Origin of the sequence: Micromonospora sp. WMMD975 (assembly GCF_029581215.1) — a bacterium.
In the GTDB taxonomy this organism is placed as follows: Bacteria; Actinomycetota; Actinomycetes; order Mycobacteriales; family Micromonosporaceae; genus Micromonospora.
Map to the genome: position 1 here is coordinate 6,084,942 of NZ_CP120739.1, position 13,005 is coordinate 6,097,946.

12 protein-coding genes are annotated in these 13,005 nt (G+C 73.1%); 8 read left to right on the forward strand and 4 right to left on the reverse strand.

Going from position 1 to position 13,005, the window contains the following annotated elements; all coding sequences use genetic code 11:
• Positions 1-66 precede the first annotated feature (66 nt).
• Both O7613_RS27295 and O7613_RS27300 read left to right on the forward strand, forming a co-directional pair.
• Positions 67-1,416 carry an ATP-binding protein gene (locus O7613_RS27295; RefSeq protein ID WP_282294629.1) on the forward strand — a complete coding sequence of 450 codons (1,350 nt, stop codon included), beginning with the start codon at positions 67-69 and terminating at the stop codon, positions 1,414-1,416.
• A 2-nt stretch (positions 1,417-1,418) separates the two neighbouring features.
• A complete protein-coding gene (locus O7613_RS27300; protein ID WP_281585521.1) occupies positions 1,419-2,957 on the forward strand; it encodes a SpoIIE family protein phosphatase in 1,539 nt (512 codons plus the stop codon).
• A 429-nt stretch (positions 2,958-3,386) separates the two neighbouring features.
• On the opposite strand, the gene O7613_RS27305 is transcribed toward O7613_RS27300, so the two are convergent.
• Positions 3,387-4,199 (reverse strand): AraC family transcriptional regulator, encoded by an 813-nt coding sequence (locus O7613_RS27305; protein ID WP_282290759.1) that lies wholly within the window; start codon positions 4,197-4,199, stop codon positions 3,387-3,389.
• A gap of 31 nt (positions 4,200-4,230) precedes the next feature.
• Here O7613_RS27305 and O7613_RS27310 point away from each other — a divergent pair, with 31 nt between their 5' ends.
• Genes O7613_RS27310 through O7613_RS27325 form a run of 4 tightly spaced genes read left to right on the forward strand, consistent with a single transcriptional unit; the run spans position 4,231 to position 7,501 of the window.
• A complete protein-coding gene (locus O7613_RS27310) occupies positions 4,231-4,797 on the forward strand; it encodes a TIGR03086 family metal-binding protein (protein WP_282290760.1) in 567 nt (188 codons plus the stop codon).
• A 51-nt stretch (positions 4,798-4,848) separates the two neighbouring features.
• Entirely contained in the window at positions 4,849-5,385 is a 537-nt protein-coding gene (locus O7613_RS27315; RefSeq protein ID WP_282290761.1) for a PadR family transcriptional regulator, read from the forward strand.
• A complete protein-coding gene (locus O7613_RS27320; RefSeq protein ID WP_281585517.1) occupies positions 5,382-6,083 on the forward strand; it encodes an ABC transporter ATP-binding protein in 702 nt (233 codons plus the stop codon). The genes O7613_RS27315 and O7613_RS27320 overlap by 4 nt, the downstream gene beginning before the upstream one ends.
• Positions 6,080-7,501 carry an FtsX-like permease family protein gene (locus tag O7613_RS27325; protein ID WP_282290762.1) on the forward strand — a complete coding sequence of 474 codons (1,422 nt, stop codon included), beginning with the start codon at positions 6,080-6,082 and terminating at the stop codon, positions 7,499-7,501. The genes O7613_RS27320 and O7613_RS27325 overlap by 4 nt, the downstream gene beginning before the upstream one ends.
• Before the next feature lie 9 nt (positions 7,502-7,510).
• Here O7613_RS27325 and O7613_RS27330 read toward each other — a convergent pair whose 3' ends face one another.
• Entirely contained in the window at positions 7,511-7,654 is a 144-nt protein-coding gene (locus tag O7613_RS27330; RefSeq protein WP_281585515.1) for a hypothetical protein, read from the reverse strand.
• A gap of 31 nt (positions 7,655-7,685) precedes the next feature.
• Here O7613_RS27330 and O7613_RS27335 point away from each other — a divergent pair, with 31 nt between their 5' ends.
• On the forward strand, positions 7,686-8,648 hold the full coding sequence (locus tag O7613_RS27335; protein WP_282290763.1) for a threonine/serine dehydratase: 963 nt from the start codon (positions 7,686-7,688) through the stop codon (positions 8,646-8,648).
• A gap of 50 nt (positions 8,649-8,698) precedes the next feature.
• Here O7613_RS27335 and O7613_RS27340 read toward each other — a convergent pair whose 3' ends face one another.
• Both O7613_RS27340 and O7613_RS27345 read right to left on the reverse strand, forming a co-directional pair.
• Positions 8,699-10,792: a S9 family peptidase gene (locus tag O7613_RS27340; RefSeq protein WP_282290765.1), complete on the reverse strand. Its 2,094-nt coding sequence runs from the start codon at positions 10,790-10,792 to the stop codon at positions 8,699-8,701.
• Complete coding sequence (locus O7613_RS27345) at positions 10,789-12,387, reverse strand: amidase (RefSeq protein WP_282290767.1); 1,599 nt, start codon at positions 12,385-12,387, stop codon at positions 10,789-10,791. The genes O7613_RS27340 and O7613_RS27345 overlap by 4 nt, the downstream gene beginning before the upstream one ends.
• On the opposite strand from O7613_RS27345, the gene O7613_RS27350 reads away from it, so the two are divergent.
• Positions 12,380-12,982 carry a TetR family transcriptional regulator C-terminal domain-containing protein gene (locus O7613_RS27350; protein WP_282290768.1) on the forward strand — a complete coding sequence of 201 codons (603 nt, stop codon included), beginning with the start codon at positions 12,380-12,382 and terminating at the stop codon, positions 12,980-12,982. The genes O7613_RS27345 and O7613_RS27350 overlap by 8 nt on opposite strands.
• Positions 12,983-13,005: the final 23 nt, after the last annotated feature.

The window sequence follows — 13,005 nt, forward strand, 5'->3', positions numbered from 1 at the left end:
CAGCACGGCATGAGTGAACGCACCGAGCGGAGCGAGGGCCGTGAGCGCATGCCCGGTTGGCACGGCATGAGTGAGCCGCTGCTGCACCTGGCGCTCCGGGTCGAGCAGGACATCTTCCTGGTCCGTCAGCGCGGCCGGGAGGTGGCCTCCGCCGTCGGGCTGGAGCACCAGGATCAGGTCCGGATCGCCACCGCGCTCAGCGAGGTGGCCCGGGAGCTGCTGCGCGGCGTCGGCGGCGCGGACATCGCGTTCGCCGTCGACCGGGACGTCACCACCGGCCGGGCCCGACTCCGGGTGGACCTGTCGCCGGTCCGCCCGCTCCCCGACGGCCGGTACGAGCCGCAGTCCGGCGCGGTTGCGCGTCTGGTGGACTCATTGCAGGCGATCACGATTGAGGGCGATACCGTCGTGAGGATGTCCCGACGAGTACCGGATCACGCCGCGGAGCTGACCCCGGAACGCGCCGCTCGGATCCGTGCCGAGCTGGCCGAGCGCGCTCCGGGTTCCGCGGTGGACGAGTTGGCCGCACAGAACGCCCAGCTCATCGCCGCGCTCGACGAGGTGCGCACCCAGCGGGACGAGTTGGCGGTGCTCAACTCCGAGCTGGCGGAGACCAACCGGGGCGTGATGGCGCTCTACAACCAGCTCACCGAGGAGCTGGAGGAGACCAACCGCGGCGTGGTGGCGCTCTACGCCGAGCTGGACGAGAAGTCGGCCCAACTGCGGGCCGCCAGCGAGTCGAAGAGCCGGTTCCTGGCCAACGTCAGCCACGAGTTGCGCGCTCCGGTCACCGCGATCATCGGCCTGGGGCGCCTGCTTGCCGATTCCGCTTCCGACCCGCTCACCGGTGAGCAGGCCCGCCAGGTGGGGTTGATCCGTTCCTCCGCCGGTGACCTGCTGACCCTGGTGAACGAGCTGCTCGACCTGGCCAAGGCCGAGTCGGGCCGGATCGAGCCGGACTGGTCCGAGGTCGACCTGCGCGCGGTGTTCGGGCAGCTCCGCGGCACGCTGCGGGCGTTGGCCACCCGGCCGGAGGTGGAGCTGGTGGTCGAGGAGCCGCCCACTCCGGCCACGCTCCGCTCGGACGAGGTGCTGCTCGCCCAGGTGCTGCGGAACCTGCTGCACAACGGCCTGAAGTTCACCGAGCGGGGCGAGGTGCGGTTGCGCGCCGAACGCCGCGACGAGGCGTGGTCGCTCACGGTCACCGACACCGGGGTCGGCATCCCGCCGGAGTTGCACGAACGGATCTTCGAGGAGTTCTACCAGGTGCCGGGCACCACCCGGGTCGGCGGCACCGGCCTCGGCCTGCCCTACGCGCGGCGGCTTGTCACGTTGCTGGGCGGGACGCTGGAACTGGCAAGCGCACCGGGCCGGGGCAGCACATTCACCGTGGTCCTGCCCGTGGGCGGAGTGTGACGGTGGACGGCGGGCCGGCGACGGTGCTGGTGGTCGACGACAGCGGCCCGAAGCGGTACCTGCTGGTGAACTGGCTCAATCGGGCCGGGTTCACGACCGTGGAGGCGGAGAACGGCACCGCGGCGCTGGAGCGGGTGGCCGGGGAACCGGTCGATCTGGTGGTGCTCGACGTCCGGCTGCCGGACATGAGCGGCTTCGAGGTCTGCGAGCGGATCAAGGAGACGTACCCGTCGGTGCCGGTCATCCACGTCTCCGCGCACGCGGTGGACGTGGTCGACCGGGCGCAGGGGCTGACCCGGGGCGCGGACGCCTACCTGGCCGAGCCGATCGAGCCGGAGGAACTGGTCGCCACCGCGCACGCTGTGCTGCGCTACTACCAGGCCCGGCGGCGGGCCGAGCAACTCGCCGAACGGCTGGCCGCGCTCGCGGACGCGACGGTGGAGATGCACGCGTCGCCGAACTTCGTCCGGCTGCTGGAGGCCGCCGCGTCCGGCGCGGCGCGGATCTTCCGGGGGCCGGCGGCGGTGGTCGCCGAGACGTTCGACGGGGACTGCCTGGCCGGGGTGGCCGCCGACCCGCACACGCCGGCCGGGATCGTGCCGTGGGTGGTGGACGACACCGGCGTACCGATCGGCACCCGGGTGTGGGTGGACCAGCCGGGCAACTGGCCGCTCACCGACTGGCCGGCCGGCGACACGGTGACCGTGGCCGCCTCCCGGCTGCGGGAGGACCGGGCGCCGCTCTACGTGGTGGTGCCCACGTCGACCCAGACCGTGCGTACGCCGGTGTTGGTGCAGCTCGCCCAGGCCGTCGCCTCGGCGGTGGAGGCGCAGCGCTCGTTCGACGAGGAGCACCGGATCGCGGTGACGCTCCAGCGCAGCCTGCTGCCCCGACGGCTGCCCGAGGTCGCCGGCCTGGACCTGGCGGTCCGCTACGAGCCGGCGAGCGCGCAGACCGAGGTGGGCGGGGACTTCTACGAGCTGGTGATGCTCGACGGGCACCTGCTGGTGGCGATCGGCGACGTGGCCGGGCACTCGCTGCACGCCGCCACCGTGATGGCCGAGCTGCGGCACGCGGTGCGGGCGTACGCGGTCGAGGGACACCAGCCGGGTGTGATCCTGGACCGGGTCAACGAGCTGATGCGTACGCTGCTGCCGACCGAGCTGGCCACCATCTGCGTGCTGCTGCTGCATCCGGGCACCGGGTTGATCAGGTTGGCCAGCGCCGGGCACCTGCCGGCGCTGCTCAGCCGGGACGGGCGGGTCGAGTTCGTGTCGCAGACGGCGCCGCTGCTCGGCGTGCGCGCGCCCCGCCCGCCCGATCTGGAGTTCGTGTTGCCGGCCGGGGCCACGCTCGTCCTCTACACCGACGGGCTGATCGAGCGGCGGGACGCCACCATCGACGACGGCATGGCCGCGCTCGGCGTGGTGGCCGCCCGGGTGGACGACGACCTCGACCAGTTCTGCCAGCGGCTGCTGACCGAGTTGGCCCCGCCGGAGATCAACGACGACGTCGCCGTGGTCGCGGTCCGCCGCCGCTGACGCTCTTTCACCGCACTCCTTGGCGTCAACTGTCGCTACTCTTCGTATTTGTCTCGGGTGGGCTGAAGGCATCATCTCGCGCCGCCTTTGCTTTGCAGCCACCCACGCATCAGGCGCTTGAGCAGGTGTGATGTGTAGGCCGTGGGTAGGGCGATGGAGCCAGGGTGCGGGAGGCACCCATAGCGTTCCACTCGTGCGCTGCGCCGCCCACGGGTGGAACGGCATGGGTGTGTCAGCGCAGCCCTTCACGGGTCGGCCGGGATGTCGACGATCGCCCGTGCCGCCATTCCATGACCACCGCTCGCGCGCATTGGCCCTGGCCGGTGATCAAGGGGTTTGCGTCATCGTGGAGATCGACTTTGACACAAACTCCTTGATCACGACGGAGGGGGTTTGGGGGGAGAGGGGCGGGGAGGGGGAGGGGGAGGGTCAGGTGTGGGGTGCGGCGGTCAGGGAGCGGGCGTAGGCGGCGGGGGAGACGCCGGCGACGGCGGTGAAGTCGCGGACCAGGTGCGCCTGGTCGGCGTACCCCAGGTCGGCGGCGACCCGCGACCAGTCCAACGGGCCGGCGGTGGCCTGCTCGATCGCCTCCTGGAGCCGGTAGCGGCGGATCACCCACTTCGGGCCGACGCCGACGTGGTCCAGGAAGAGCCGCTGGAGTCGGCGGGCGGAGATGGCGTGCCGCCGGGCGAAGTCGGCCACCCGGAGCACGCTGCGGTCGGCGCGGATCTCCTCGACCAGCGCGGTGGCCTCGGCGGCGGCCGGGTCCGGCACCGGCGCCCAGGCGGTCAGCAGGTCGTCCAGTCGGCGGCACCGCTCGTCGTCGTCGCCCGGGCACACCGGCCCGGGTACGGCGGACAGGTCGGGTGCGGCGAGTGGGATGCGGCGACCGGTCAGCTCGGCCACCGGGCGTCGCCAGAACGGGCGGAAGCCGCCGGGGCGGAACTGGACGCCGGTGACCCGCCCCGCGCCGCGCAGCGTGACCGTGAACAGGCCGGCGCCGACGCCGGCGATCTCGCCGTGCTCGGCCGCGCCGTCCTGCGCCTGGAACACCACGTTGACCGCCGGGTGCGGCACGACCCGCTGGACGAACGGCTCGGCCAGGTCCCAGTCGATCAACCAGTAGTGCTCCACCCATGGTCGCAACGACGGATCGGGCAGCCGGCGCCGGAACCGGACCTGCCGCAGCAGCCGGCCGGGATCGAGGATCCCCCGGCTGTCCCGTCGCGGTTCGTGTCGCAATTCTTCAAGACCGTCCTCATACGCTGGCCCTATGACCACGAAGACTAGTGAGCTGCTGGCGGTGGCCGCGCCGGGCACGACTGCCGTGGTGCGCGGCATCGCCGACGACCAGCTCGACCGCCCCACCCCGTGCCCCGACTACACGGTGCGTCACCTGCTCAACCACCTGTTCGACGTGGTGGTCAACTTTCAGGCGATGGCCCGGCGGGAGGAGGTCGACTGGTCGGGCAAGACCGACCACCTGGTCGACGGCTGGCGGGACCGGTTCGCGACGGAGGCGGCGCGGCTGACCGAGGCGTGGTCGGACCCGGCCGCGTTGGAGGGCGTCTCGCCGGGCATGGGGCTGCCGCAGGAGACGGTCGGTCTGATGGGGCTGATCGACCTCACCGTGCACGGCTGGGACCTGGCGCGGGCCGTCGGTCAGGAGTACGCGGTGGATCCGTCGGTGGTGGCGGCCGGGCACGAGTTCATGGACCGGATGGGCGACATGGGCCAACGGATGGGCGCGTTCGGCATGCCGGTGCCGACCGACGCGGCGCCCGGCACGCTGGCGGCGCTGCTCGGCCGGACCGGGCGCGATCCGGCCTGGACGCGCTGAACCGACGGGTCCGCCCTTGACACCACTATTCACCAAGCGAATAGTGAGGCCGTGTCCACTCAGCACGTCCTGCTCGGCCTGCTCGCCGGCGGGCCGCGCCACGGCTACGAGCTGAAACGCGCCCACGACGAGCGGCTGCCCCGGGCCCGGCCGCTCGCCTTCGGGCAGGTCTACGCGACGCTGGCCAGGCTGCATCGGGACGGCCTCGTCGCCCCGGCCGGCCCCACCCGCGACGGCGGACCGGACCGCACCGCCTACGCGCTCACCGACGACGGGCGGGCCACGCTCGACGCGTGGCTGGCCACCGTCGAACCACCGATGCCGTACGTGGCAAGCACGCTCTTCGCCAAGGTGGTGGTCGCGCTGCTGGTGGCCGACGCCGACCAGGCCCGCGCCTACCTGATCGCCCAGCGGCGGGCCCACGCCGCGCGGCTGCGTGAGCTGACCGCGGTCAAGACGGCCCCCGCCGCGCACCTCGACGACGTGGTCGCCGCCGACTTCGCCATCGCCCACCTCGACGCGGATCTCCGGTGGCTGCACACCACCCTCGACCGGGTCGCCGACTGGCACCGGGAGGTGCACGCATGACGTTCCTGGAGGCGCGCGGCGTGGTGCGGGCGTACGGCCCGACACCGGCGCTGCGCGGCGTGACGCTCGACGTGGCCGAGGGGGAGATCCTCGCCGTCACCGGCCCCAGCGGCTGCGGCAAGTCGACGCTGCTGCACTGCCTCGCCGGCATCCTGCGCCCCGACGCCGGCCAGGTCACCTGGCGCGGCGAGCGGATCGACACGTGGTCGGAGTCGGCCCGCTCCCGGCTGCGCCGCACCGAGTTCGGGGTGCTGTTCCAGTTCGGCCAGCTCGTCGCCGAGCTGACCGCGGCGGAGAACGTCGCCCTTCCGTTGCTCCTCGCCGGCACGGGGCGGCGAGCGGCGCGGACGGCGGCGCTCACCTGGCTGGAACGGCTCGGCGTGGCCGAGGTCGCCGACGCCCGGCCGGGTGAGATGTCCGGCGGGCAGCAGCAGCGGTGCGCGTTGTCCCGGGCCCTGGTCACCGAGCCTCGGGTGCTCTTCGCCGACGAGCCCACCGGCGCGCTCGACACGCTCGCCGGTGAACAGGTGCTCACCCAACTGGTCCGGCTGGCCCGGGAGCAGCGCACCACGGTCGTGCTTGTCACCCACGAGCCGCGGATCGCCGCGTACGCCGATCGGGAGGTGAGCCTGCGCGACGGCATGGTCGACCACACCGGGCTGGGCCTCGACCCGGCGCTGTCGGGCGGGTCGCGGTGAGGCCGGGCACGTTGCTGCGGCTCGCGCTGGCCGGCACCCGCACCGACGGGGCACGGGTGGCGCTGACCGCGCTGAGCGCCGCGCTGGCGACGCTGGCCGGGCTGGCCGCGCTGACCGTGCTGGCGGTGGTGAAGCCGCCCGGGAACGAGTGGACGCAGTCCGAGCAGTACACGAACGCGCTGCTGCGCGAGCCGGGCCTGCGCCCCGGCGTCGCGTTCGCGTTGCTGCTGCTCTGCGTACCGGTGCTCGGGCTGGCCGGCCAGTGCGCCCGCCTCGGCGCGCCCGGGCGCGACCGACGGCTGGCCGCGCTCCGGCTGGCCGGCGCCACCCCCGGGCAGGTCACCCGCCTCGCGGTCGCCGAGACCGGGGTGGCGAGCCTGCTCGGCACCGTCACCGGCCTGGCCGTGTTCACGGTCGGCCGCCGGCTGCTGCACCGGCCCGACGCCGCCGGCCGGCTGCCGCTGCCCACCGACGTGCGTCCGGCCCCGGTGGCGGTGGCCGCCGTCGTGATAGGCCTGCCGCTGGTCGCCGCGCTGGTCAGCGCACTGCTGCTGCGCCGGGTCACCGCCACGCCGTTCGGCGTGGTGCGCCGGGTCCGCACGCGGGCGCCCTGGCCGTGGCCGGGCGTGCTCATCCTGGTCGCGCTCGCACTGTTCGCCGCGATCCGCCCGCTCCTGCTCTGGTACGGGCGGCGCGGCGCCGTGGAGCCCGGCTGGCTGGTACCGACGCTGGTGATGACAGGCTCACTCATCGCCATGATCGGCGTGGTGTCCGGCACCGGCTGGATCTCGTACACCACCGGGCGGATGCTGCACCGCCACGGGCGTGGCCCGGCCGCGCTGCTCGCCGCGCGCCGGCTGACCGTCGACCCGTGGGCCGGCAGCCGCACGTTCGCCGCGCTGCTGGCCGCGCTGATCTTCGGCGCCGGTGCCGCCGGCGTGCGGGCCGACTTCCAGGCCGAGGCCGAGCTGGCCCGCCGCACCGGCGGCGGCCTGTCCGACCCGGGTTTCTACCTCGGCGCGATGGACCTGGTCGACCTGGCGGTCGTGGTGGCGGTGGTGATCGCCGGCGGCGGGCTGCTGGTGGCCGTGGTCGAGGGCATCACCAGCCGGCGTCGGGCGTACGCGGCGCAGGTGGCCACCGGGGTGCCCCGCGCCGTGATCGGCCGCTCGCTGCTCTGGGCGGCGCTCGCCCCGGCCGTGCCGGCGATCGGGCTCGCGCTGACCGTCGGCTACCTGCTGATCGCCGGCCTGATGCCCGCGCCCAGCGGCGGCGGCTACGAGCAGACGCCGGACGTACCGTGGGAGCAGTTGGCGTGGTTTGCGGCGGGCGCGCTGGCGGCGGTGCTGGTCACGGTCGTGGCCGGCCTGTTCCTCCTGCGCTCCGCCACGTCGGTGGAGGAACTGCGCAGCACCTGAGCCGGCGGGTCAGCGACCGAGCAGGCCGGTGGACCCGGCGACCGCCAGGCCGATCACGGACGAGCAGCAGCAGATCGCGAGCGCGGCGGCGACCGCCACGAGGATCAGCCAGGTCGGCCCGCGCCGCGCCGCCACCCGCTCCTCCTCGGTCACCCCGGCAGTCTAGGGCGGGCAGGATGGAGCGATGGAGCTGATCTCGATCGACGATGTCCGGGCCGCCGCCGACGACGTGTCGGGCACCGTGCTGCGGACCCCGCTGCTGCGGACGGCCTGGGACGACGAGCTGTGGCTCAAGCCGGAGAGCCTGCAACCGGTGGGGTCGTTCAAGCTGCGCGGCGCCACCCACGCGGTGGCCCGGCTCGACCCGGCCACCCGGTCCCGAGGGGTGGTCACCCACTCCTCCGGCAACCACGGTCAGGCGCTCGCGTACGCGGCCCGCACGTTCGGGGTGCCCTGCACCGTCGTGGTCCCCGAGGGCGCGCCGCAGGTCAAGGTGGCCCGGATGCGAGGGCTCGGCGCCGACGTACGGTTGGTGCCGCCGGCGCGTCGGCTCGCCGAGGCGGAACGGATCGTGGCGGAGACCGGCGGGGCGTTGGTGCCACCGTTCGACCATCCGACGGTCATCGCCGGCCAGGGCACCGTCGGGTTGGAGATCGTCGCCGACCTGCCGGACGTGGACGTGGTCCTGGTGCCGGTCGGCGGCGGCGGACTCGGTTCGGGCGTCGCCACGGCGGTCAAGGCGCTGCGCCCGACGGCCGCCGTGATCGGCGTGGAGCCGGCGCTGGCCGCCGACGCCCAGGAGTCGCTCGCCGTCGGCGAGGTGGTGGTCTGGGACGTCGAACGCACCTACCGGACCTGCGCGGACGGACTGCGCACCAACCTGTCCGCGTTGACGCTGGCCCACCTGCGGGAGCGGCTCGACGGCATCGTCACGGTGACCGAGGACGAGATCATGGTGGCTGCCGGCCGGCTGCTGCGGGACGCGCGGCTGGTGGCCGAGCCGAGCGGCGCGGTCGCGACGGCCGCGCGGCTGTTCCACCGCGACGAGCTGCCGGCCGGGCGGACCGTCGCGGTGGTGAGCGGCGGCAACGCCGACCCGGCCGTGCTCGCCGCCGCGCTCGGCGTGTTAGGAGGGGCCCCTGCTTAACAGACGTCTGTTAAGCAGGGGCCCCTCCTAACACGTGTGCGACCGCGCGCTCACGCCCGGCCGAGGCGGTCCAGCGTCCAGGCGTTGACGAACGCCTCCTCGCGCCAGGCGTCGTACCTGCCGCTCGGGCCGCCGTGGCCCGCGCCCATCTCGGTCTTGAGCAGGTAGTCGCCCTGCGGGGCGACCGCGCGCAGCCGGGCGACCCACTTGGCCGGCTCGTGGTAGAGGACCCGGGTGTCGTTGAGGCTGGTCACCGCCAGGATCGCGGGATAGTCGGCAGCGGTCACGTTCTCGTACGGCGTGTACGACTTCATGTACGCGTAGACCTCGGGGTCGTCGAGCGGGTTGCCCCACTCCTCCCACTCGGTGACCGTCAGCGGCAGCGATGGGTCGAGGATCGAGGTGAGCGCGTCCACGAACGGCACCTGCGCGACGATCCCGGCGAACGCGTCCGGCGCGAGGTTGGCCACCGCGCCCATCAGCAGGCCGCCGGCCGACGCGCCCCGGGCGACCAGCCGGTCGCTCGCCGTCCAGCCGGCCTTGACCAGGTGCCGGGCGCAGGCCACGAAGTCGGTGAACGTGTTCTTCTTGGCCAGCAGTTTGCCCTCGTCGTACCAGCGCCGGCCCAGCTCGCCACCGCCGCGGATGTGCGCCACGGCGAAGATGACGCCGCGGTCGAGCAGACTCAGCCGGGCGATCGAGAACCAGGGATCCATGCTGGCCTCGTACGACCCGTAGCCGTAGATGACCGCGGGCGCGGACCCGTCGCGGGGGGTGTCCCGGCGGCAGACCAGGGAGATCGGCACCCGGGTGCCGTCGTCGGCCAGCGCCCAGTCGCGGTGCTGCTCGTAGTCGGCCGGGTCGTACGCCCGCCCGTCCGGGCCGGGCCGCACCGGCTTGCGCCGCAGCAGCGTCAGCTCGCGGGTGGTCAGGTCGTAGTCGTAGACGGAGTCGGGGGTGACGAGCGAGGTGTAGCGCAGCCGGACCGTGCCGGTGCGGTATTCCGGGTTGGCGTCCAGCCCGACGCTGTAGATCGGCTCGGGAAAGTCGATGTCCCAGCTGTCGTCGCTGCCGATCGGCAGCACCCGCAGCCCGGTCAACCCGTTGCCGCGCAGCGAGACGACGAGGTGGTTCTCGAACGCGTCGACCGCCTCCAGCCGGGTGCCCGGGGTGTGCGGGATCAGCGGCGTCCAGTCGCCCGGCGCGTCCGCCGAGGTGTACGCGAGCGCGAAGTCCTCCGCGCCGTCGTTGTGCAGGATCAGGAAGCGGTGGCCGTGGTGCTCGACGGCGTACTCGACGCCCTGCCGGCGCGGCGCCACGATCGCCGGTTCACCGGTCGGGTTGGCGGCCGGGATCACCCGTACCTCGCTGGTGATCTTGCTGTTAATGTCGATCACCACGAAGCGCTCGGAGCGGGTCAGCTCGACGCCCACCCAGAACCGCTCGTCGTCCTCCTGGTGGACCACCACGTCCTCGCCCGAGCCGGTGCCCACGGTGTGCCGCCACACCCGGTTCGGCCGCCACGTGTCGTCCACCGTGACGTAGAAGAGTGTGGAGGCGTCGCTCGACCACGCGGTGCCGTAGAACGTGTCGGGCACCTCGTCGGGCCGCAGCTCCCCGGTGGACAGATCCTTGATCCGCAGGGTGAACCGCTCGTCGCCGGAATAGTCGGTGGAATAGGCGAGCCAGCGCCCGTCCGGGCTGACGTCGAACGCGCCGAGGGAGAAGAAGTCGTGTCCCTCGGCGAGCTGGTTGCCGTCGAGCAGCACCTCCTCGCCGTCGAGCGGGGCGCCGTCCGCGCTGACCGGGGGCGTGGTCTCGCCGGGGCGGACGGTGCGTCGGCACTGCACGCCGTACTGCTGCCCCTCGACCGTGCGGGTGTAGTACCAGTGGTCGCCCTTGCGGGTCGGCACCGACAGGTCGGTCTCCTGGGTGCGTCGGCGTGTCTCCTCGAACAGTTCCGCCCGCAGCCCGGCCAGGTGCGCGGTGCGCGCCTCGGTGTAGGCGTTCTCGGCCTCCAGGTAGGCGATCGTCTCCGGGTCGTCCTTGGTGGCGAGCCAGGCGTACTCGTCGACGACAGCGTCACCGTGGTGGGTCCGCTCGGCCGGAACGCGCTTCGCCGTGGGCTGTGGGGTCGTGGTCACGGCGCCACGTTACCGGTCGGCGGGCCGCCGCCCGGAGCCCTCGCCGCGCGAATCGGTGTCCCGTTGGTGGGCGGAACGGCCGGGCGCGGGTCGATCGGTGCGAGCACGCCGAGGCGATCCTCCACCTCCTGGGCAGCGGTCAGGCACAGGTCCTCCCGGAACGCGCGCCCGATGATCTGTACGCCGGACGGCAGCCCGTCGATCACCCCGGTCGGTACGGCGACCCCGGGCACACCCACGAAGCTGGTCACCGTGCACAGGCGCATGCCCGTGCCGACCCGGTCCCGGCCAGCTCTGTCGCGCGACTCCAGCCCCGGCTCGACAGGCGGCTCGGTGAACACCGGCCCGAGCAGCAGCGGGTACTCGTCGAGGAACTCCGCCCAGGAACGGCGGATGCCCAGCCAGGTCCCCATCAGCTTCATGAACTCGCCGGCTGTCGCGGGCGGAGTCTTTTCCATCGCCATCGCGATGTAGCGATCTCCGTCCTTGCCGAGCAGTGTCCGCACCACGGGCCAGGTCTCGGCGAACTCGGTCACGGTGATCCGGCCGTATGCCTCGAGTGCTTCGTCGAGCCGCGGAACATCCGTTATCTCCCGTACGTCGTACCCGGCGTCCCGCAGCGCGTCGGCCGCGGCCGTGACAGCCTCGTGGACCGTGTGGTGGACGCCGTGTCCCCCGGGGTCGGCAACGACCGCGACCTTCATCCGACCCGGCAGCGGCTCGCCGTGGACGGGCGCCGGGACGGCGCGCGGGTCCCGCCGGTCGGCCCCGGCCAGCGCCTCGTATGCCAGGCGCAGATCGGCTATCCCACGGGCCAGGGGCCCATCGGTGACCAGCATCTGTGAGGCCGGTCCAGGATCGTCGGAACCGAGGACGCGCTGGTCGGCGGGGAACCTCCCGGCGGTCGGCTTCAGCCCGGCCACCCCGCAGAACGAGGCCGGGATCCGCACTGATCCACCCGAGTCGTTGCCGAGCCCGAGCGCGGCCATGCCGGTGGCCACGGCCACCCCGTCGCCACCGCTGGAGCCACCCGGGGTCCGGCTCGGATCCCACGGGTTGACGGTGTCGCCGAACAGTTCGCTGCGAGAGTGCATGCCCGCCAGGACCAGCGTGGGCATGTTGCTGTGCCCGATCGGTATGGCTCCGGCCGCACGCAGTCGCGCCACCGGAAGCGCGTCTGCTGGCGCTACCAGGTTACGGAAGCGTGCCGTTCCGAACGTGGTCGGCACGCCTTCCACAGGAATGCATTCCTTCACCGTGAACGGCACGCCGGCCAGCGGCCCGAGATCTTCCCCCGACGCGCGGCGCCGGTCGGTCCGCGCGGCGGCCTCACGGGCGTGCTCGGCCAACAGTTGCGTGACCGCGTTGACCCGCGGGTTGACCTCGGTGATGCGTTCCAGGTGGCTGTCGATGAGTTCGACCGCCGAAATCTCTCCGCCTCGGACCGCCTCCGCCTGGGCGGCGGCCGACAGTTTCCACACGGCGTCCTGCATGATCCTTTCGCTCCCGTCCACATGTTGACGTGCTTGCCGCGAGACCATATCCCAGAAGCGATACGATCGTATCGGAATAAGGAGATGACCGAGGATGCCCAAGCAGGTGGACTACGCAAGCAGGCGCCGCCAGATTGCCGAGGCCGTCTGCCTCCTCGTCGACGAACACGGACCAGAGGGGGTGACCATGCGGGACGTCGCCGCCCGCGCGCAGGTCTCCCTCGGCGCCGTTCAGCGCTGCTTTCGCAGCAAGGACGAGATGCTCCTGTTCGCCGTCGGCCACGTCGGCGAGCGCATGCGGGACCGCCTGGCCCACCGCGAGGCTGAGTCGGCCAACGCCACCCTGAGCCACGTGGCCACCGAGATCGCCCTGCTTCGCGAAGAGCATCGCGCCGAAGCGCGGATCTGGCTCGCCTTTGTCGCCCAGGCGGCCGTCAGCGAGCCGCTCGCCGGACCGCTGAGGACCAGCTACGCGGCCCTCCAGGACCTCCTTGCCCGCCTCATCGCGAAGGTTGCCGAGAGCGTCCCGGTCAACGAGGGCGCTGCGCCGCCCGACCCGCGGCGCGAGGCTCGCACCCTGCTCGCCCTCGCCGATGGCCTCACCAGCCACGTACTCATCGGCCACCTGACCGCCGAGGAGGCTGCGGAGGTGCTGCACGCGCAAGTGGTCGGTCTCCGGCGCGCAACCGGGCCTTGAGGCGCACGCGACCCTGACCGCCC

Coding starts and splice junctions, on each gene's coding strand:
- O7613_RS27310 (WP_282290760.1), top strand. CDS start 4,231: ATGACCACGAAGACTAGTGAGCTGCTGGCGGTGGCCGCGCCGGGCACG.
- O7613_RS27335 (WP_282290763.1), top strand. CDS start 7,686: ATGGAGCTGATCTCGATCGACGATGTCCGGGCCGCCGCCGACGACGTG.
- O7613_RS27320 (WP_281585517.1), top strand. CDS start 5,382: ATGACGTTCCTGGAGGCGCGCGGCGTGGTGCGGGCGTACGGCCCGACA.
- O7613_RS27295 (WP_282294629.1), top strand. CDS start 67: ATGAGTGAGCCGCTGCTGCACCTGGCGCTCCGGGTCGAGCAGGACATC.
- O7613_RS27350 (WP_282290768.1), top strand. CDS start 12,380: ATGCCCAAGCAGGTGGACTACGCAAGCAGGCGCCGCCAGATTGCCGAG.